The organism is Pseudomonas sp. BS3782 TE3695, from assembly GCF_050435305.1.
Classification (GTDB): Bacteria; Pseudomonadota; Gammaproteobacteria; order Pseudomonadales; family Pseudomonadaceae; genus Aquipseudomonas.
This window is the reverse complement of sequence record NZ_JBNDKB010000001.1, coordinates 2326834-2348260: the sequence shown is the minus strand read 5'-3', so window position 1 is coordinate 2348260 and position 21427 is coordinate 2326834. Positions and strand designations below refer to the sequence as shown.

Sequence of the window (21427 nt, the reverse complement as noted above, 5' to 3'; positions counted from 1 at the left end):
ACAATGACCGGCGTCTTCACGGAACCGACGCCAATGTGTGTAGTGCAGAGAACCTGTGGCGAGGGAGCTTGCTTCCGCTTGAGGGCGTAGCACTTACAAGATTTTGGGGCCGCTACGCAGCCCAGCGCGAGCAAGCTCGCTCGCCACAAAGATTGTGTTTGCCTGAATCCCTGTGGCGCGACCTAAAGCATTAAAACGCCGTGACCCCACCATCCACCGCCAATGAATGACCAGTGGTGAATGCCGCGCCATCGCTGCACAGGTACAGCACCGCGCTGGCAATTTCTTCGACCTTGCCGATACGCCCTACGGGGTGCATGGCATTGGCGAACTCGCCCTTTTTCGGGTCCGCTTCATAGGCGCGGCGAAACATATCGGTGTCGATCACCGCCGGGCACACTGCATTCACGCGAATCTTTTTCTTGGCATATTCGATGGCCGCCGATTTGGTCAGGCCGATCACGGCGTGTTTGGAGGCGGCATAGATGCTCATCTTCGGCGCAGCGCCCAGGCCGGCGACCGAAGCGGTGTTGACGATTGCGCCGCCGCCCTGGGCCAGCAACAACGGCAACTGATACTTCATGCACAGCCAGACGCCTTTGACGTTGACGCCCATGATCGCGTCGAACTCATCGATCGTGCCTTCTGCCAGTTTGCCTTTCTCGATTTCGATACCGGCGTTGTTGAAGGCATAGTCGAGACGGCCGTAGGTATTCACCACCTCGTCCATCAGATTTTTTACCTCGCTTTCCACAGTGACGTTGCAGCGCACGAAGGTCGCTTCACCGCCGGCGGTGCGAATCAGCGCCACAGTGCCTTCACCACCGGCCGCGTCCAGATCGGCGACCACCACTTTCAAACCTTCGGCGGCGAACGCCAAAGCGGTCGCGCGGCCAATACCGTTGGCCGCGCCTGTCACAACGGCAACCTGGCCAGAAAACGTCATGCTCATTGTTATGTCCTCAGAAGGAAGAATGCCGGGGATCGGGTGTGGCCAGTCTAGTCACAGGGGCGTATGGCGCGGCAGCACTATCAGAAGGCCGGTTGGGCCCCCATGCGTTGCAGTGATAAAACCGGCGCCATGACTATCACCGCACTGGATCGACGTGCATTCGCAGCGTCAGCCAACCTTGCGACATCGCCCATGAAGGTCTATCAACAAGACTTCATTCATCTTGAGTGCCTGTCATGACTACCCAGACCAATCGCCAGTTCCTGCTCGCCAAACGTCCCGTGGGCGCGGCCACCCGTGAGACGTTCACCTATCAAGAAGTACCGGTCGGCGAACCGGCGGCGGGTCAGATTCTGGTCAAGAACGAATACCTGTCCCTAGACCCGGCCATGCGTGGCTGGATGAACGAGGGCAAGTCCTACATCCCTCCGGTCGGCATTGGCGAAGTCATGCGTGCATTAGGCGTGGGCAAGGTCATCGCCTCGAACAATCCGGGTTTCGCCGTGGGGGACTACGTCAACGGCGCCCTCGGTGTGCAGGATTATTTCCTCGGCGAGCCGCGAGGTTTCTACAAGGTAGATCCGAAACTGGCGCCGCTGCCGCGCTATTTATCCGCGCTGGGCATGACCGGGATGACCGCCTACTTCGCCCTGCTCGATGTCGGCGCGCCGAAAGCCGGTGACACCGTGGTGCTGTCGGGCGCGGCTGGCGCGGTGGGCAGCATTGCCGGGCAGATTGCCAAGATCAAAGGCTGCCGGGTAGTCGGCATTGCCGGCGGCGCGGACAAGTGCAAGTTCCTGATCGATGAACTGGGTTTCGATGGCGCCATCGACTACAAAAACGAAGACGTACAGGCCGGCCTCAAGCGCGAATGCCCGAAAGGCGTCGACGTTTATTTCGATAACGTTGGCGGCGATATTCTCGATGCCGTGCTGAGTCGACTGAACATGAAGGCACGGGTGGTGATCTGCGGTGCCATCAGCCAGTACAACAACAAGGAAGCGGTCAAAGGCCCGGCCAACTACCTGTCGCTGCTGGTCAACCGCGCCCGGATGGAAGGTTTCGTGGTGATGGATTACGCCGCACAGTTCGCCGCTGCCGGGCAGGAAATGGCCGGCTGGATGGCCAAGGGGCAGCTCAAGAGCAAGGAAGATATCGTCGAAGGACTGGAAACGTTCCCGGAGACGCTGATGAAATTGTTCAGCGGCGAGAATTTCGGGAAGTTGGTGTTGAAGGTTTAACCCATACCTGCAAACAACACTACCCATGTGGGAGCGGGCTTGCTCGCGAAAGCGGTATGTCAGTCAACATCGATGTCGACTGACACTCCCTCTTCGCGAGCAAGCCCGCTCCCACATTGGATCTTCGGTGTTTGATCAGGCCAGTTCGGCGACCACGGCCGCCAACGCCTTCGCCGGATCCGCCGCCTGGCTGATCGGACGGCCGATCACCAGGTAGTCGGAACCAGCCTCCAGCGCCTGACGCGGGGTCAGGATGCGGCGTTGATCGTCCTGGGCGCTGCCCGCCGGACGAATCCCCGGGGTCACCAGTTGCAGCGACGGGTGCGCGGTTTTCAGTGCCCGGGCCTCCAGGGCCGAGCAGACCAGACCGTCCAACCCGGCCTTTTCCGCCAGCGCGGCCAGACGCAGCACCTGCTCCTGTGGCTCGATGTCCAGACCGATGCCCGCCAGATCCTCACGCTCCATGCTGGTCAGCACGGTCACGCCGATCAACAGCGGTTTCGGGCCGCTGCGCTGATCGAGCACTTCACGGCAGGCAGCCATCATGCGCAGACCACCGGAGCAGTGCACGTTGACCATCCACACGCCCATTTCCGCGGCGGCCTTGACGGCCATGGCGGTGGTGTTCGGGATGTCGTGGAACTTGAGGTCCAGGAACACTTCGAAGCCTTTGTCGCGCAAAGTGCCGACGATTTCCGAGGCGCAACTGGTGAACAGTTCTTTACCGACTTTGACCCGGCATAGCTTCGGGTCCAGCTGATCGGCCAGCTTCAGTGCGGCGTCACGAGTAGGGAAATCCAGGGCGACGATGATAGGCGTCTGGCAGGCGGACATGAGTGGGCTCTCAGGCAAGTCGAAATCGGCGCGCATTGTAGCGGAACCAGCGCCGCTGCGGGACCCGATGATCGGTAATTCGTCGTCGCGGCCAAGACAAGACTAGCTCCTGCGGCAATTGTGTCGAGTCCGGTACACACACGACACGTCCACAACACCCTTCAGCGCTACCCTCGGCAGCCGCAACAGGTCCTACAGCACTTCCCGCCTCACGGCCGGACGCCTATGCTGAAGCCACAACCTCGCAGCCTATCTTTGTGGTTGGCAGCCTATCTGGCAGATGAACGCACGCATGCACAACTCCCCAGCACCTCTGAACGACGATCAAAAAGCGCCGACCGACGATAAACGCTGGAGTATTCGCGCCCCGATCGTCGACGATGACGTCCCGATCCGCGAACTGATGATCGACTACCTGGCCCGGTTCAATATCCACGCCAGCGGCGTCACCGATGGCGCTGCCATGCGTCAGGCGCTGCAAGCCGGGCATTTCGACGTGGTGGTGCTCGACCTGATGCTGCCGGGCGAAGACGGTTTGTCGTTGTGCCGCTGGTTGCGCGCCGAATCGGACATCCCGATCCTGATGCTCACCGCCCGCTGCGAACCCACCGACCGGATCATCGGGCTGGAACTGGGCGCCGACGACTACATGGCCAAGCCATTCGAGCCACGGGAACTGGCCTCACGGATTCAGACCTCATCGCGGGCAAGCCCGCTCCCACAGGATCTGAGCCAGGCCAATATTTGTGTGTACCAATCGGTACAAACCCCACATACCCACGACAACTCACCCCTTGAGGCTGGATAAGCCGGTGCACTCACCGGCTTCCCATTCCAAGGAGTGAGCACAATGATCGGTAGTGTCAGCAGCAACTACACGAGCTATACAAGCACCAGCAGCACCTCCACCAACAGTGCCCGCAGCCAGCAGTTTCAGAAAGAAAGCCATAACAAAAAACCAAGGTCGGATATCTGAATCCGGGCCTGGCTTTTTTGCTTCAGCGGCACAGGGTTGGTAGATCAAAAGATCGCAGCCTTCGGCAGCTCCTACGCGCGATTGTGCTCAACCGCGATAGGGCGGTGAACACCGAATCTGTAGGAGCTGCCGAAGGCTGCGATCTGTTGACGTTCAAACCCCAAACAACAAAAAGCCCACCATTTCTTTCCAAAGAAATGGCGGGGTTTGTACTTTCAGATCACACGGTATCCACCTTCAACGAATGATCATTGAGCATGCCGTTGATGATCGTCGCCGTGTCCGCGCCGCCGGCAATCACCCCGCCCGCCCCGGGGATGACGCCGTAGTGGCTGGCCAGGTTCACGCCGGCGAGGTCGATGGTCTGGTTCGGCGTGGCGCCGGCCATGGCGCTGACGTCGATGCTGGTGATGACCGATGCGCCGCTGCCGCTGACGGTGAAGTGCAGGTAGTCATCCAGCGATGCCGCGGTGCCGTTTTCCCCTTGCAGCAGTTGCGACAGATCGAGTTTGTCGGTGCCTGGGGTGAAGTCGGTGATGACGTCGTGGCCGCTGTTGCCTTTGAGCCACTGGAAGGTGTCGGCGCCGCTGCCGCCGGTGAGGGTATTGTTGCCCAGGCCGCCGTTGAGGAAGTCGTCGCCATCCCTGCCGTTGAGCACATCGTCACCCAAACCGCCGTTGATAATGTTGCTGTTGTTATCCCCCATGAGGCTGTCGTTGAAGTTTGAGCCGGTGAGGTTTTCGATGCCGGTCAGGGTGTCGGTGCCGGCGCCAAGGGTGTTTTGCGCGGTGAGCAGGCTCAGGTCGACGGTGACCCCGGCAGTGGCGTGGGCGTAACTCGCGGTGTCGTTGCCGGCGCCGCCATCGAGCAGGTCATTGCCCGCGCCACTGAACAGCACGTCATTGCCGGCACCGCCGTGCATTTCGTTGTTGCCTCCACCTGCGGTGAGCACGTCATTGCCGTCACCGGCATTGATGACGTTGTTGCCAGCGCCCGCCACCAGTACGTCGTCACCTGAAGTGCCGGTCAGCGTATGGCCATCCTGATAGCTGATGGTCACATTGGCCGAGTCGCTGCCGCCGTGGTTGTCGTTGGCGGTGTAGGTGCCGTGGAAATCCGGGGTGCTGTCGTGGGCTCCGGCGTAGTTGACGGTCAGGGTCAACTGGTAGTTTTCCGCTCCCTTGCCACTATTGCCCGGACCACCGTCGTCGATGTTGGTGATGTGGATCTGGTACGTGCCGTCCGCTGTGGCAGTGATGGTCTGGCCGTCGGCGATGGCAATGAAAGCACTGCCGTTGACCGAGTACGCCAGGGTGATGTGGCCGGCCGCCAGGTTGTGGTCCAGGTTGAGGGTTTCACCCTGTTTGAGGGTGACGGTGATGCGGTCCTCATCATTGGTATTGTTGGCGCTGACCGACCCCAGCGCCCCGCTGACCACCAACATCGCGGTCATAGCGGCTGTGTTGGCGACGAATGCGCTGCGGGCGATGGTGACTGCCTGGACGTTGTTGCCGGTGAAACTGAAGTTCGGGTTGGTACCGGTAAAGTCCCCGCCCTTGGCCGCCCAGCCGGTGTTGAAGGTGGTCGGCGATGCCGTGAGCGCATCGCCATTGACGTCGCTGTCGTTGGCCAGCAGCAGCTCGCCCGGCACCACAAGGCTGCCCGACAGAATATTGGTGATGACATGGTCATCGACTGCCACCGGTGGCGTGTTCGGAATCACGTTGATCACCAGCGTGGAGCTGGCCAGATCGCCGTCGTTGTCGCTGACGGTGAAGCCGATATTTTCAGTGATTACCGCCGTCGTGGTTTTCTGCGAGAGGTAGGTGTACTCGCCAGTGTCGAGGTTCACCAGCAGCGTACCGCTGTCATTGGTAGCGATGCTCAGGGTGTTATTGGCGGTGTTGAACGTGCCGTGGTTGGCGCCACCGCTGAAGCTCAGCGAACCCTGATTGCTGTTGGCTTTCGGGTCATAGGTATAGGTGGTGCCGTCAACCGTGAGGGATTTGATGAAGCCGCCATCGGCACCGAAAGTACCGCCCTCGCCCAACAAGGAACCGGTGACCGGCGCACCTTGTACGGTGCCCGAGAGTACCGAATCGAGCTGATTGAGGTCGGTCACCAGCACAGCGTTGGTGTCGGTGTGCGTGCTGCCGTCATAGGCCACTGGATCGAGGCTGTCATTACTGACGCCGCTCCCCAGGCCGATGGCGTAGTTGTTGATGCCATTGGCGTCGAGGAAGGCTTTGAGCGCGGCCTCGTCTGCAGGGCCGATGTCGCCTTCGTTGGGTTTGCCATCGGAGAAGAAGTAGCCGACGTTCTGCGCCCCGGTGAGTTTGCCCGAGGTGTAGAACGCGGTTTGCATCGCCGCCACGGCTGCGTCGTAATTGGTGCCGCCGCCCTCCGTCAGCGTAGCGATGATCAACTTGGCGGTCGCCACATCGACCCACACCGAAGTCTGGTTGGTGGCGCTGCTGCTGAAGGTGACGATCTGCGCTTTCACATCACCGAGATCGTCGTACTTGTCGAGCAATGTGCTGATTGCCTGCTTGGCCAGGTCCAGTCGCGACAGCCCCGATACGCCGGAAGGGTCGACCATGCTCCCGGACACGTCGATCACCAGCAGCACGTTGGAATCGATCTGCACCGCGGGCACCGAACGGTCGGAGGTGACGGCGCTGGGCACGTCATCGACGATGCTGACCACAAGGGTGCCGGTGGTGCTGTTGCCCACGGCATCAGTGGCGGTGTAGGTGAAGCTTTCGTTCTGGGTGTTCGCGCCGTCATTGGTGGTGGGCGAAGTTTTCGGCGCCGAGGTCAGAGTGTAGGTGTAGCTGCCGTCGGGGTTGAGCAGGATTTGCCCATAGGTTCCGGTGGCGCTGCCGACCAGGCTGTAAGTGATCGCGCCACTGGCGCCAGTGACTGCACCGACCAGCGTACCGGAGCCGGTTTCACCGGTGTTGCCGGGTTCGCTGCCAGTGACCGTGCCCGCCGCCAGGTCCTGGCCGTTCTGGGTCAAGTCCAGGGCTTTTTCGTAGACCGTCACGTCAGTATCGGTGACCGTTACGAGACAGTTGTTGTGGACATCGATGGTGATCGTGGTGGTGCTTTCATCGCCATCGGCATCACGCACGGTATAGGTAAACACGTCCGTGGCACCCGGCTCGCCCACCGAATTCGGGTTGCTGTGGTACACGGCGTTGCCGTTGGCATCCAGCGTCAGGTAGCCGTAGGTGCCGTTGATTTGCGTGTTCAAACCACCGATGGCCGAGGTCGAGGTGTCGCTGCCGGCGCGCACACCAACCACTGCACCTCCCCCTCCCGGGCCGTCAGCACCGAGCACATCGTTGTCCAGCACATTACCGCTGACGGTCCCGCCCTCTACCACCGCGACTGAATCGCAGTAAGCAGTCGGCACGTCATCGACGATGGTGATCACGATGGTGCTGGTGACGCTGTTGCCTAAAGAATCGGTGGCCTGATAGGTGAAGCTTTCGCTCAGGGTATTCGGTCCGTCGTTGGCATGGGGCGTGGTTGCTGGTGCGGACGTCAGGGTGTAGGTGTAGCTGCCATCCGGGTTGAGCAGGATTTGCCCGTAGGTGCCAGTGGGGTTACCGACCAACGTGTAAGTGATTGCGCCAGTGGCGCCGGTGATGGAACCGGCCAGCGTGCCGGAAGCGGTTTCGCCGGTATGGCCAGGGTCGCTGCCGGTGACGGTACCCGCTGCCAGGTCCTGGCCATCCTGGGTCAAATCCAGCGCTTTCTCCTGAACCGTCACGTCGGTATCGGGAGCCACGACGAGGGAGCAGTTGACCACGTCGATGGTAATGGTCGTGGTGCTTTCATCGCCGTCGCCATCGCGCACGGTGTAGGTGAACACGTCCGTAGCGCCCGGCGCACTGACCGAGTTCGGATTGCTGTGGTACACGGCGTTGCCGTTGGCATCCAGCGTCAGGTAGCCGTAGGTGCCGTTGATTTGCGTGTTCAAACCGCCGATGGCCGAGGTCGAAGTGTCGCTGCCGGCGCGCACACCGACCACTGCACCACCCGCCGCAGGGCCGTCAGCGCCGAGCACATCATTACCCAACACATTACCGCTGACGGTCCCACCCTCCGCCACCGCGACTGCATCGGTGTGAGCGGTGGGTACGTCATCGACGATATTGATCACGATGGTGCTGGTGACGCTGTTGCCCAAAGGATCGGTGGCTTGATAGGTGAAGCTCTCGCTCAGGGTGTTCGGCCCGTCATTGACGTTGGGCGTGGTCGCTGGCGCGGAGGTCAGGGTGTAGGTGTAGCTGCCGTCGGGATTGAGCACGATTTGCCCATAAGTCCCGGTGGCGCTGCCGACCAAGGTGTAAGTGATCGTGCCGGTGGCGCCGGTAACCGCACCGACCAGCGTACCGGAGCCGGTTTCACCGGTGTTGCCAGGCTCGCTGCCGGTGACAGTGCCTGCCGCCAAGTCCTGGCCATCCTGGGTCAGATCCAGAGCTTTTTCGTTAACCGTCACGTCGCTATCGCTGGCCGCTACGAGGGTGCAATCCGCCACGTTGATGGTGATGGTTGTGGTGCTTTCATCGCCGTCGGCATCACGCACGGTGTAGGTGAACACATCCGTGGCGCCCGGCGCGCTGACCGAGTTCGGGTTGCTGTGGTACACGGCGTTGCCGTTGGCATCCAGAGTCAGGTAGCCGTAGGTGCCGTTGATTTGCGTGTTCAAACCACCGATGGCCGAAGTCGAGGTGTCGCTGCCGGCGCGCACGCCGACCACTGCACCACTGAGCGCCGGGCCATCGGCGCCACCGACGTCATTGTTCAGCACGTTGCCCGAGGCCGTTGCGCCCTCGTCGATCGTGGCGAAATCAGGGTTGGCGGTGGGCAAGTCATCGACGATATTGACGTTGATTTGACCCAATGCCGTGCTGCCATCGACGTCTGTGGCGACGACGTCGAGGTTCTCGGTAAGGCTGTTGGTGCCGTCGGCGTTCGGGTGGGTTTCGTTATCCGTCAGGGTGTAGCTGTAACTGACCACGCCGGTGGTGCTGTTGAAACCGCTGATGGTGAGCGTATTGCCGAGCGCGGTGACAATCGATTGCGGGAAGCCTGCGACCACACCCCCGGTGACCACCGCGATACCGCCCACGGTCAGGGTTTGCAAACCGTCCAGGGCGGTGACGGTGAAGGTGCCGCTTTGGGTCAAGGCGGGTATGTTGGGGCTGGTGCCGTCGCTGAGGTTTTTCTCATAAACGTTGAGTTCGCCGCCGTTGACGTTCAGGCCGTCGAGGGTCACTGGATCATCGTTGTCATGGATGTTCAGCACCAGCGTCGCGGTGCTGGTATCGCCATCGGCATCGGTGAGGGTATAGACGAAACTTTCGGTCCCGTTGCCGCCGCCGTTCAGGGCTTTGAAGTCGGCATCGCTGGTGTTCAGGGTGTAGACGTAGGTGCCGTTGGGGTTGAGCACCAGGGTGCCGTAAGTCCCGTTGAACGTGCCGCCGATGATCGGCCCACTGTCGGGACCGGTAGCAATGCGGTCGGCGCCCTGGAGGTCATTGGGCAGCACACTGCCGGTCAGGGTCAGCAGGGTTTCCGAGGCAGTACTGGCGTTGGTGTCGTCAATGGCTTTGGGCACATCGTCGGTGATGTTGACGTCCAGCGAACCGGTGGCGGTATCGCCATTGCTGTCACTCGCGACCACGGTGAACTGTTCACTGAGGTTGTTGGCGCCATCGCCAGCCGAGTGGGTTTCGTTGCCGACGAGTGTGTAGCTGTAACTCACCACGCCAGTGGCCGGGTTGTAGCCGGTGATCGTCAGGGTGTTGCCCAGTTGAGTGGTGATCGACTGCGCAAAACCGGCGGGCACACCGCCACTGATCACGTTGATCCCGCCGATGTTCAGGCTGGTCAGCCCGTCAGCCGCGATGATTGTGAAGGTGCCGTTTTGAGTCAGCGCTCCGGGGTTGCTGGCCGAACCGTCCGCCAGGTGGGCTTCATTGAGGGTGAGTTCGCCCCCCGCCGCCGACAGGCCAATGAGGGTAACCGGATTATTCGGCGCGCCTGCCCCCCCCGCACCACCTGCACCGTTGTCGCCATTGTCGCCATTGTCGGGGTATCGGCGTTCCAGGAGGAATTCGGGAATACCGTTGAAGCCCGCGGTGGGGAAACCAACCGTGGGATCGACCCGGCCCGCCACTTCCTCCAGCAACACAAAACTGTGACCGCCACCCAATCCACCCGGCGCGCCCGAGCCCGGCCCGGCGGCAGTGGCTTCACCGGTCTGAGTCGGGTCGGCGCCGGCGGCAATAGCTTTTTGCAGCTGTTCGACATCAGTCAGTTGCGCCTGGCTCGGCGTCACCGCATCAGCGGTCTGCACGTGCGGGACCTGATGCGCCAGCAATTGGGTCGTCATTTGCAAGCTGCTATCACGCCCCAGAGTCAGCTCCTGGCCATTTTTCAACTGCACCGCCACCGCGCCTTCGGCCCCGGTGACCAGTTGCTCGCCGGCAAACAGCCGATCGCCCTCGACCAGGGTGCGTCGGGTGCCATCACCCGCCACTGCGTACACCTGACCGATGACCTTACTGACGATACCGATGAGCGTTGCCATGTGCATTTCCTCCGCTGCCGACTGCTGTCGGCATCCTGTTTGCGCGAAGAAGTTGCTCATGGTTCAAGCAGGTTGGCCTGACGGATCGTTTGCCGAGAAAGCGTTTACCTGACGTAAACCACTGCCTCCCGACAATTTCGTCAGGCATGTCGCTCGCACGGGGAATTTCTGGATAGGGATAAAACCCTCTGCAATCAATGGCATCGGGATCCACTTCCGCAATAACCGCCCTGCCAACGATGCGTAACGGTTTTGAATCACTCGAGTGACAAAAAATTGTCGCCTCTAAACCGTTTCGCTTCCCTCCCCTCCAGCACGTCTTCGCTCTGTGTCGAAAAGTGGATTGAACTTTCTTCAAGCCCTTCGATGCTCCTCAGAGCTCATAAACAAAGGCTTTCGCATTGAACAATGTGCTGGATTTTTCAGAGCGCATAAGTTTTTTTCGACATAAGCATTATGAGAAATCCTTCTTAGCTTCGCGTCAGGATGTTCTTAGCTCTGTTGTAACAAGGGTGAGACGGTTTCACTTAAAAATAACGTCAAATATTTGGCGACTCACTAAGCACCATCAGGAATCAGGGAGAGGCATCCATGCGCGTTTTAACCCCCCTCTGCAGCGCGATTTTGCTGGCCATGGCCTGCACTTCTCAGGCTCAGGCGATGTCATTGACCGAGGCGATCCAGAGCACCATTGCGACCCACCCGGAACTGGCGTCGCGGGTCGATGCACGGCTCTCGGCCGACGAGCAGGTTAAAGTCGCCAAAGGGGGCTTCTATCCATCGGTGGATTTGAACGCCGGCTACGGGCGCGGCTACAGCGATAACACCACCACGCGGGCGCAGGGCAATCACCACACCGAAATCCTCAACTACACCCAATCGGAACTGCGCCTGCGGCAGATGCTGTTCGACGGTTTCAACACCTCCAACGAAGTCGCGCGCACCAAAGGCGTGGCCAATTCGCGAGCCTATTACGCTCAGGGTACCGCCCAGGATTTGGCCCTGCGCACCGTCGAGGTGTACCTCGAGGTGCTCAAGCGCCGCGAACTGGTGACCCTGGCCAAGAACAACCTGCAAGCGCACATGCGGGTCAACGATCAAATCGGCCTGCGCACTCAGCGTGGTGTCGGCAGCAACGCTGACTCCGACCAGTCCACCGCTCGCCGGGCGCTGGCGCAAAACAACCTCGACACCGCCGAAGTCGATCTGGCCGATGCCGAGACGAATTTCTACAGCGTCGTGGGACGCATGCCCGATGAACTCGAAGCGCCGCCATCGACCCGCGGCGAATTGCCCGCCACCCTGCCGGAAGCCCAGCAGAGCATGGTGGAAAACAACCCGTACCTGAAATCCGCCCAGGCCGATGTGCAATCGGCCGAGAGCCAGTACGAAGTCGCCAAGTCGCCGTTCTACCCGCGCTTTGACGCTGAAGCGGCGGTAGGCGCGAATAACAATATTCAGGGCGACGAAGGCCACGACAACCAATGGCGAGTGGGTGTGGTGATGAACTACAACCTGTTCCGCGGCGGCAGCGACAAGGCTCGGCTGGCCTCCGATGCGCACCAGATCAACCAGGCGCTGGACATCCGCAACAACGCCCTGCGCCAGCTCAACGAGAACATCCACCTGGCCTGGAACGCCATGCTCAACGCCAAGAAACAAACCCCGACCGCCCGTGAGTACGCCGAAACCACCACCCGCGTGCGGGCCGCGTATCAGGATCAGTTCGGCCTGGGTCAACGGACCTTGCTCGACTTGCTCGACAGTGAAAACGAGCTCTACAACGCCAACCGCCGCTACACCGAAGTGCGCTACACCGAGGAGTTTTCGATGTACCGCGTGCTGGCGAACATGGGTCAGTTGCTGAGCAAACAACGGGTAGTGCTGCCTGCCGATGCGATCGCCGCCACCGAAGTGAAAAACGAAGCTCGTTTGCCTGAACTGAAATGAATTAACCCCGCTGCCTGAATTGAAATGACGTAACCCCGCGTAGGAGCTGCCGAAGGCTGCGATCTTTTGATCTTGATCTTTAAAAGCAAAATCAAAAGATCGCAGCCTTCGGCAGCTCCTACAGGGAGATGTGTATCCATTGCCACGGTTCAACAGGAGCGATCAAGTGACCAGCATGGAACCCGGCAACATTGGCGTCGATCCGCGTCTGAGCTTCGACGACCCGCTCCTGGACGGTCTGTTGATTCTCTGCAAACTTCATGGCGCGACGGTTAGTCGCGCCAGCCTGAGTGCCGGGCTGCCAATGGCACACCAACGTTTGAGCCTGGCCCTGCTGCCGCGCGCAGCGGCCCGGGCCAGTTTGCAGGCGCGGGTACTGCGCCGTGAACTGGGAGAGATTTCCGCGCTCAACCTGCCTGTGATGCTGATCCTCAACCATGGCCGCTGCGCAATCTTGCGTCGCTTCGGCGATAACGGTCAGGCGCTGATTCTGCCGAGTGAAGCGAATGGCGGAGAACAATGGGTCAGCACGGACGAGCTGGCCGCCAACTACAGCGGCCAGGCCTTGTTCGCCCGGCCGCGGCATGAACTCGAAGACCTGCGCGCGCCGCTGGTGCCACGAGTGGAGGCATGGTTTCGCGACACGTTGAAGTTGTCGAAGTGGCTGTACAGCGATGCGATTCTGGCGAGTTTCCTGATCAACCTGCTGGGCCTGATGGTGCCGCTGTTCGTGATGCAGACCTACGATCGGGTAGTGCCGAACCAGGCCACTTCAACGTTGTGGGTGCTGTCGATCGGCTTGCTGATCGGCACTGGCTTCGAACTGGTGCTGCGGGTGGTTCGCGCGCACTTGCTGGACACCGCCGGGAAGAAAACCGATGTGATTCTTTCGGCGACCTTGTTCGAACGCATCACCGGCATGGCGATGAAAGCGCGGCCAGCAACCATTGGTGGTTTCGCCCAGAGCATTCATGATTTTCAGGGTCTGCGGGAATTTCTCACCGCCGTCACGCTGACCAGCCTGATCGACCTGCCCTTCGCGGTACTGATGCTGGTGGTGATCGGCCTGCTCGGTGGCTGGCTGGTGATGATTCCGCTGTTGGCATTCCCCATCACGATCATCTTTGCCATGGTGATTCAGGCACGCCTGCGCGACACCGTGCAGAAGAGTCTGAGCCTCGGCGCCGAACGTCAGGCCCTGCTGATCGAAACCCTCGGCGGCCTGGAAACCCTCAAGGCCTGCAGCGCCGAAAGCGAACGTCAGCACACATGGGAAAGCACCCACGGCGCCCTCACCCGCCTCGACAGCCACGCGCGCAACCTCTCGGCGCTGGCCACCAACGGCACGCTGTTCATCCAGCAACTCTGCGGCATGGCGACCATCGTCGCCGGGGTCTACAGCATCATTGCCGGCAACCTCAGCGTTGGCGCGCTGGTGGCGACCTACATGCTCGGCAGCCGCGTGCTCGCGCCGCTGGGACAGATCGCCGGGCTGATCACCCGTTATCAGCAAGCGCAACTGACCATGAAAAGCACCGATGCGCTGATGTCGTTGCCGCAAGAACGCGACGCCAAGCAGCGGCCATTGGAGCGCACGCAATTGCAAGGCGCACTCGACGTCAGCGGCGTGACGTTCCACTACAACGGCCAGAATGCTCCGGCCCTGGCCAACGTCAGCTTCAGCATGAAACCCGGCGAACGGATCGGCATCATCGGCCGCAGCGGCTCGGGCAAAAGCACATTGGCGCGGCTGGTGATGGGGTTCTATGCGCCGGAAGAAGGCCAGTTGCTGCTCGATGGCCTGGACCTGCGGCAACTGGACGTCGCCGACCTGCGCCAACAAATCGGTTACGTCGCCCACGACCTGCCATTGCTGGCCGGGAGCCTGCGCGACAACCTGACCCTCGGCGCGCGCTACATCAGCGACGCGCGAATGCTCGAAGTCGCTGAACTGACCGGCGTCACCGAGCTGGCTCGCCAACACCCCCATGGCTTCGACCGACCGGTGGGTGAACGCGGTCAGTTGCTGTCGGGCGGTCAACGCCAGGCAGTGTTGCTGGCGCGGGCCTTGTTGCTCGACCCGCCGATCATGCTGCTCGACGAACCCACCAGCGCCATGGACAACAGCAGCGAAGACGTCCTACGGCAAAAACTCCACGGCTGGATTCAGGGCAAAACCCTGCTGCTGGTCACTCACCGCACCTCGATGCTCAGCCTGGTGGACCGGTTGGTGGTGCTGGACAACGGACGGATCGTCGCCGACGGCCCGAAAGAAGCGGTCATCGATGCACTGCGCAAGGGCCGTGTCGGCTCTGCGACGGTTTAGGGGCACCCACCCGATGCCAATGCAAAACCTGTGGCGAGGGAGCTTGCTCCCGCTGGGTTGCGAAGCAGCCCTAAAGCCATTCACCTCGTTGTGTCAGATGGACCCTATCGGCAGATTTTGCGACGGCTTCGCCGCCGAGCGGGAGCAAGCTCCCTCGCCACAGGTTTGTGTTCGGCTATTTCTCTAACTGACGGGTATCGCCCATGTCTGCTCAAACACCGGATTCAGCGGCCCGAAGCTACCTCGGCAGTTTCAGCAAAAGTGCCGAAAGCGAATTCATGCCGGAAACCGCCGGCGCGTCGTTGCAGGATTCGCCGCGCTGGTCGCGGATCACCGTGTGGCTGGCGGCGGCGCTGCTGATCACCTCGCTGGTCTGGGCCAAGTTCGCCGTGTTGCAGGAAGTCACCACGGGCGAAGGCAAGGCGATTCCATCGAGCAAGATTCAGGTGATCCAGAACCTGGAGGGCGGCATCGTCACGGAAATCTTCGTGCGCGAAGGGCAAATGGTGAACAAGGGCGACACCTTGCTGCGCCTGGATGACACGCGATTCCTGTCGAACAAAGGTGAAAGTGAAGCGGATCGCTATGCGCTGACCGCGCAAGTCGAACGGTTATCGGCCGAAGCGGAAGGTCGGCCGTTCAAGCTGTCCGCGGAAGTCATCGCCAAGGCGCCACAAGTGGCCGAGGACGAACGCTCGCTGTACGAACAACGCCAGCGCCGACTGGCCAGCGAACAGCGCACGCTGACCGAACAACTTCGGCAGAAAACCCAGGAACTGGCGGAATTCCGTTCCAAACAGGGGCAGTTCAGTTCCAGCCTGGCGCTGCTGCAACAAGAGATGAACATGTCGGCGCCGCTGGTGGGCACCGGTGCGGTTTCGCCGGTGGAAATCCTGCGACTCAAACGCAGCGCGGTGGAAATCCGCGGCTCGCTGAACGCTACGACCCTGGCGATTCCCCGTGCCGAATCGGCGATCAATGAGATCAAAAGCAAGATCGACGAGTCCGAACAATCCTTCCGTTCGGACGCGGCAAAAGAGCTGAACGAGAAACGCACCGACCTGTCGAAAATCACCGCTTCAAGCATTGCCATCGACGACCGGGTGACGCGCACCACCGTGGTGTCGCCGGTTCACGGCATTATCAAAATGCTGAAGGTCAATACCATCGGCGGCGTGGTCCAGCCGGGCAACGACATGGTGGAAATCGTGCCGCTGGAAGATAACTTGCTGATCGAAGCCAAGGTCCGCCCTCAAGACGTGGCCTTCCTGCACCCGGGCCAGAAAGCCATGGTCAAGTTCAGCGCATACGACTACACAATTTATGGCGGATTGAGTGCGAAGCTGGAACTGATCGGAGCGGACACTATCACCGACGACAAGGGCAATAGCTTTTATCTGATTCAGGTGCGCACCGATAAGAATCACTTGGGCGGGGATGCGAAACCGCTGCTGATCATTCCGGGGATGGTGGCGACGGTGGACATTATTACCGGGGAGAAAAGTGTGTTGGATTATTTGCTTAAACCGGTGTTGAAAGCGCGGACCGAGGCGATGCGCGAAAGGTAGTCTTGAGTTGAGATTGTCTGTGATTGTTCTACCGCTTTCGCGAGCAAGCCTGCTCCCACATTGGACCGAGTTCCTTCAGGAGAAATGCGATCAAATGTGGGAGCGGGCTTGCCCGCGAAGAGGCCCTTACAAACAACGATTATCTCGGCCCATGATTGCGCTGAAAAACCTCCTCCCCCATCGCCGCAATCTGCCCCTCGATCAACGCCTCGAACGGTTTTAACAACGGCTCAAAACTGATGGGCGATTCAAGCGTTTGCAACGCCTGCACAATCGCCTCCACCGTCGACAACGCCCCAGGCCCCGGCGCCTTGCGCAGGCGATAACGCGACACCCCGCCCTCGACCAATGTCACTCTGGGCAACGCCGCCAACAACGGATTGAGGTGCAGCATTTTGCGCGCCTTGCGCCAGGTGCCGTCCGGGACCACCAGCAATAGCGGTTCATCATTAGCGGTGTAAGCCTGCAACGGTTGCGCGTCCTCGGCGGGAAACAGCAGCCGCGCCTGATAGCCCGGCTGATTCAACAGCGCCGGCAATTCATCGAACACCTCGCCGACGATCAACTCGGCATTCTTCAACCCCAATGCGGCCAATCGCGCGGTGTTCAACGCATGGTTCACTTCGCTCGGATGCTGCAGCAGCAACAGCCGGGTGCGGCTGTTGAGGCTCGGGATCAGCGGGCACAGGCAATGGGTTTGCGGACGCAGGCAACGCGGGCACTGGATTCTGGACATTGTCTTAAGCCTGATTGAGCTGCGCTTTGAGCAGGTCGCGGAAGGTCTGGATCAGCGGTTCGCGGCTGCGGCCTCGGCGCACGATCATCGAAAACGGCGCCTGATAACCGAACGTCGCCGGCAGCAACACACGCAAATCACCTTTGTCGGCCCAAGCCTGGGCGTAGTGCTCCGGCAAGTAACCGATGTAGGCGCCGGACAGCACCAGAATCAGCTGGGCTTCCATACTTTCCACGGTCGCCGCGCTGTGTTTGAAACCGTGGCGGGCCAGTTCGGCCTGACTCCAATAGCCGCGACCGACCATGCGCTGTTGGGTGATGACTTGCTCGGGAATACGCTGCTCGGTGAACAGCGGATGGCGACTGCTGCAATACAGCCAGTGTTGTTCACGGTAGAGCGGCATGTAGACCAGACCGCTCATGCGCGTGGAAAAGGCACCGATGGCCAGGTCGAGGCGGTTGTCCTGCACGCCGAGTTGCAGCTCGTAAGGGCTCATGACCGACAGATGCAAATGCACCGCCGGGTGCTCCTGACTGTAGGCACCAATGGCTTCGGCGAAGGGCAAGGCCTTATCGCTGACGGTGGAGTCGATCACGCCCAGGTTCAAGGTTCCGCGCAGCTCGCCTTTGAGGGCGGCGGCGTATTGTTCGAAACCTTCGAGTTCCGCCAATAGCCGCAGGGTTTCCTGATGGAACAGCTCGCCCTTGCTGGTCAGGCTGAAACCACCACGACCGCGATGGCAAAGCACCAGGCCCAAGGCCGCTTCGAGCTGGCTCATGTAAGTGCTGATGGCCGAGGTCGAGAGGTTGAGCTCTTGCTGGGCGTTGGCGAACCCCTGATGGCGAACCACGCTGACGAAGATGCGCAATAGTTTCAGGTCGGGTAAAGCGTTGGCCATTGAATGCTCCCGGGGGCAAGGAAAAGCGCGGTGTTTTGTGGCTTCAAAGATGCCTTTGTGGCGAGGGAGCTTGCTCCCGCTCGGCTGCGCAGCAGTCGTAAAACCTGCTGCCCCGGTCCGTCTGACACACCAGGGTGAATGGTTTTGGGGCCGCTTCGCAGCCCAGCGGGAGCAAGCTCCCTCGCCACAGGGGTTCTGCGTGTGGTCAGAAGTCTATCGCCGCTGCGCCCATTAGTTTAGAAAAATCTGAACTAAGTATTTGCCCGTAGCGATTCTTCCCGGTCACTGCATTTCGCAGAATCGGCCCACAGCGGTGCCCGTCTCTCCCCGAGCGTGCAACCGACATAAATAAAACAACGACGATGAGGCCTTACCCGTGGACAAGATTCTTCACCAACCACTGGGCGGCAACGAAATGCCGCGCTTCGGCGGCATCGCCACCATGCTGCGACTTCCCCATTTGCCATCCGCCGTCGGCCTGGACGCCGCCTTTATCGGCATCCCGCTGGACATCGGCACGTCCCTGCGCCCCGGCACCCGTTTCGGGCCGCGTGAAATCCGTGCGGAATCGGTGATGATCCGCCCGTACAACATGGCCACCGGCGCCGCGCCGTTCGATTCGCTGTCGGTCGCTGACATCGGTGACGTGGCGATCAACACGTTCAACCTGCTGGACGCCGTGCGGATCATTGAAGAAGCCTACGACAACATTCTCGAACACGATGTGATCCCCCTGACCCTCGGCGGCGACCACACCATTACCCTGCCGATCCTGCGTGCCATCCATAAAAAGCACGGCAAGGTCGGCCTGGTGCACATCGACGCTCACGCCGATGTAAACGATCACATGTTCGGCGAGAAGATCGCCCACGGCACCACCTTCCGTCGCGCCGTAGAAGAAGGCCTTCTGGATTGCGACCGCGTGGTGCAAATTGGCCTGCGCGCTCAGGGTTACACCGCTGATGACTTCAACTGGAGCCGCAATCAAGGCTTCCGTGTGGTTCAGGCTGAAGAATGCTGGCACAAATCCTTGGCACCGCTGATGGCCGAAGTTCGCGAGAAAGTCGGCGGCGGTCCGGTGTACCTGAGTTTCGATATCGACGGCATCGACCCGGCCTGGGCACCCGGCACTGGCACCCCGGAAATCGGCGGTCTGACGACCATTCAAGCGATCGAAATCGTGCGCGGCTGCCAAGGCCTCGATCTGGTCGGCTGCGATCTGGTGGAAGTCTCGCCAGCGTATGACACCACCGGCAACACCTCGCTGTTGGGCGCCAACCTGCTGTACGAAATGCTCTGCGTACTGCCGGGCGTGGTCCATCGCTGAGGATCGGTCATGAGCGAACGTGATCAGGTACTCAACGCCGCCGCTGAGCTGGTGTCGGCCTTTGCCCGTAACGATCGTGAAGCTTACTTCGGCGCATTCAGCGTTGATGCCAGCTTCGTGTTCTACACCCTCGAGCAGCCCTTGCTGTCGCGCGATGCCTATCAGGCATTGTGGGACAGCTGGCGCGCCGAGGACGGCTTCGAGGTGCTGTCATGCACCTCGAGCAACGCCTTCGTCAGCCTGCAGGGTGACGTGGCGGTTTTCATCCATGACGTGGCCACCGAGCTGCGCATGCAAGGGGAGCAACACTTCAGCCAGGAGCGCGAGACGATTGTTTTCAAGAAACAAGCGTCTGGCCAAGAACAACAAGGCCTATGGCTGGCCTGCCACGAACATTTGTCCGCAATGCCGGAAGGGCTGCCACCCCCTTAGCCAAAGTGACGCTCACGCACGATGAGCGCGCCTTTATGATCGGAGCAGATCATGAATAACAACAACAAAGACCAAAGCCTTACGCAAATCGAAACCCACGGGGTCGAACAGATCCCGGACAACGAACGCACCGCAGGCCCAACGGACTTGTTCCGGATGATCTTCGGCGGTTCCAACACCTTTGCCACCGCCGTGCTCGGCAGTTTCCCGGTGCTGTTCGGCCTGTCTTTCCAGGCGGGCGTCTGGGCGATTGTGCTGGGCGTGTTGCTGGGTTCGCTGATCCTTGCGCCGATGGGTTTGTTCGGGCCGCTTAACGGCACCAACAACGCCGTGTCGTCCGGTGCGCACTTCGGCGTGCACGGGCGGATCGTCGGTTCGTTTCTGTCGCTGCTGACTGCCATCGCCTTCTTCTCGCTTTCGGTGTGGAGTTCGGGCGATGCGTTGATCGGTGGTGCGAAACGCCTGATCGGCCTGCCGGAAACCGACCTGACCCTGGGCCTGGCCTACGGTCTGTTCGCGATCCTGGTGCTGACGGTGTGTATCTACGGTTTCCGCTTCCTGCTGTGGGTCAACAAGATCGCCGTGTGGAGCGCCAGCCTGTTGTTCCTGTTGGGCATCTTCGCCTTCGCCGGTCCTTTCGATGTGAACTACGCCGGCAGCGTCAGCCTCGGTCAACCGGGTTTCTGGGCGGCCTTCATCGGCGCTGCACTGGTAGCGATGAGCAACCCGATTTCCTTCGGCGCGTTCCTCGGCGACTGGTCGCGCTACATCCCGCGTGACACCTCCAAGCGCCGGATCATGGCCGCCGTGGTGATCTCGCAGATCGCCACCTTCATCCCGTTCCTGTTCGGCCTCGCCACTGCCACCATCGTGGCGATCAAGGCACCGGACTACATCGCGGCCAACAACTATGTCGGCGGTCTGCTGGCGGTGTCGCCGAGCTGGTTCTTCCTGCCGGTGTGCCTGATTGCGGTGATCGGCGGCATGTCCACCGGCACCACGTCGCTGTATGGCACCGGGCTGGACATGTCCAGCGTGTTCCCGAGGGTGCTGTCGCGGGTCAAGGCAACGCTGCTGATCGGTGTGATGTCGATTGCTTTCATCTTCATCGGGCGCTTTGCGGCGAACCTGGTGCAGAGCGTGTCGACCTTCGCCGTGCTGATCATCACCTGCACCACCCCGTGGATGGTGATCATGATCATCGGCCTGCTGGTGCGTCGCGGCTTCTACTGCCCGGATGACCTGCAGGTGTTCACCCGTGGCGAGAAAGGTGGCCGTTACTGGTTCACCCACGGCTGGAACTGGCGCGGCCTGGGTGCCTGGATCCCGAGCGCGCTGGTGGGTTTGTGCTTCGTGAACCTGCCGGGGCAGTTTGTCGGGCCACTCGGGAATCTGGCGGGCGGTATCGACATCAGCCTGCCGGTGACCCTCGGCCTGGCCTCGCTGGTGTACCTGACGCTGCTGAGCCTGTTCCCGGAACCGGCTACGGTGTTCGGCCCCAACGATGCACGCAGCAAGGACACGGATTCGCTCGGTAAACCGGCGATACGACAAGCCGCCTGATTCAACGCATTACCTGT

Annotated in this window: 12 protein-coding genes and 2 pseudogenes; 9 read left to right on the top strand and 5 right to left on the bottom strand. The window is 60.8% G+C overall.

What is annotated here, in order from left to right; translation table 11 throughout:
* Positions 1–190: 190 nt before the first annotated feature.
* A complete protein-coding gene (locus tag ABH909_RS10675; protein WP_063341249.1) occupies positions 191–952 on the bottom strand; it encodes an SDR family oxidoreductase in 762 nt (253 codons plus the stop codon).
* Between the two features lie 236 nt (positions 953–1188).
* Here ABH909_RS10675 and ABH909_RS10670 point away from each other — a divergent pair, with 236 nt between their 5' ends.
* Entirely contained in the window at positions 1189–2193 is a 1005-nt protein-coding gene (locus ABH909_RS10670) for an NADP-dependent oxidoreductase (RefSeq protein ID WP_429432924.1), read from the top strand.
* A 135-nt stretch (positions 2194–2328) separates the two neighbouring features.
* Here the strand turns inward: ABH909_RS10670 and pyrF are convergent, their stop codons facing one another.
* On the bottom strand, positions 2329–3027 hold the full coding sequence (pyrF, locus tag ABH909_RS10665; protein ID WP_195840113.1) for an orotidine-5'-phosphate decarboxylase: 699 nt from the start codon (positions 3025–3027) through the stop codon (positions 2329–2331).
* 292 nt (positions 3028–3319) lie between these two features.
* On the opposite strand from pyrF, the pseudogene ABH909_RS10660 reads away from it, so the two are divergent.
* Both ABH909_RS10660 and ABH909_RS10655 read left to right on the top strand, forming a co-directional pair.
* A pseudogene (locus ABH909_RS10660) lies at positions 3320–3772 on the top strand (response regulator transcription factor); the annotation flags it as partial.
* Between the two features lie 105 nt (positions 3773–3877).
* Positions 3878–3970: pseudogene (locus ABH909_RS10655) on the top strand (histidine kinase); the annotation flags it as partial.
* A 253-nt stretch (positions 3971–4223) separates the two neighbouring features.
* On the opposite strand, the gene ABH909_RS10650 reads toward ABH909_RS10655, so the two are convergent.
* Positions 4224–10610 carry a retention module-containing protein gene (locus tag ABH909_RS10650; RefSeq protein WP_429432922.1) on the bottom strand — a complete coding sequence of 2129 codons (6387 nt, stop codon included), beginning with the start codon at positions 10608–10610 and terminating at the stop codon, positions 4224–4226.
* Between the two features lie 591 nt (positions 10611–11201).
* Here ABH909_RS10650 and ABH909_RS10645 point away from each other — a divergent pair.
* The 3 genes from ABH909_RS10645 to ABH909_RS10635 all read left to right on the top strand — a co-directional run bounded on the left by ABH909_RS10645 (position 11202) and on the right by ABH909_RS10635 (position 16454).
* Positions 11202–12560 carry a TolC family outer membrane protein gene (locus ABH909_RS10645; RefSeq protein WP_063341253.1) on the top strand — a complete coding sequence of 453 codons (1359 nt, stop codon included), beginning with the start codon at positions 11202–11204 and terminating at the stop codon, positions 12558–12560.
* Between the two features lie 166 nt (positions 12561–12726).
* Entirely contained in the window at positions 12727–14886 is a 2160-nt protein-coding gene (locus ABH909_RS10640) for a type I secretion system permease/ATPase (protein ID WP_429432920.1), read from the top strand.
* Positions 14887–15089: 203 nt separating this feature from the next.
* The gene (locus ABH909_RS10635) at positions 15090–16454 is read left to right on the top strand and encodes an HlyD family type I secretion periplasmic adaptor subunit (RefSeq protein ID WP_123494640.1); all 1365 of its coding nucleotides are present in this window, start codon (positions 15090–15092) and stop codon (positions 16452–16454) included.
* Between the two features lie 139 nt (positions 16455–16593).
* Here the strand turns inward: ABH909_RS10635 and ABH909_RS10630 are convergent, their stop codons facing one another.
* Both ABH909_RS10630 and ABH909_RS10625 read right to left on the bottom strand, forming a co-directional pair.
* On the bottom strand, positions 16594–17190 hold the full coding sequence (locus ABH909_RS10630) for a tRNA-uridine aminocarboxypropyltransferase (RefSeq protein ID WP_429432918.1): 597 nt from the start codon (positions 17188–17190) through the stop codon (positions 16594–16596).
* 4 nt (positions 17191–17194) lie between these two features.
* Positions 17195–18088, bottom strand: coding sequence for a LysR family transcriptional regulator (locus ABH909_RS10625; RefSeq protein WP_429432916.1), 894 nt, complete (start codon positions 18086–18088; stop codon positions 17195–17197).
* Positions 18089–18464: 376 nt separating this feature from the next.
* On the opposite strand from ABH909_RS10625, the gene speB reads away from it, so the two are divergent.
* Genes speB through ABH909_RS10610 form a run of 3 tightly spaced genes read left to right on the top strand, consistent with a single transcriptional unit; the run spans position 18465 to position 21410 of the window.
* Entirely contained in the window at positions 18465–19415 is a 951-nt protein-coding gene (gene speB, locus ABH909_RS10620) for an agmatinase (RefSeq protein WP_429432914.1), read from the top strand.
* 9 nt (positions 19416–19424) lie between these two features.
* On the top strand, positions 19425–19847 hold the full coding sequence (locus ABH909_RS10615) for a YybH family protein (RefSeq protein WP_429432913.1): 423 nt from the start codon (positions 19425–19427) through the stop codon (positions 19845–19847).
* A gap of 51 nt (positions 19848–19898) precedes the next feature.
* A complete protein-coding gene (locus ABH909_RS10610; protein ID WP_429432911.1) occupies positions 19899–21410 on the top strand; it encodes a purine-cytosine permease family protein in 1512 nt (503 codons plus the stop codon).
* The last annotated feature ends 17 nt before the right edge of the window (positions 21411–21427 follow it).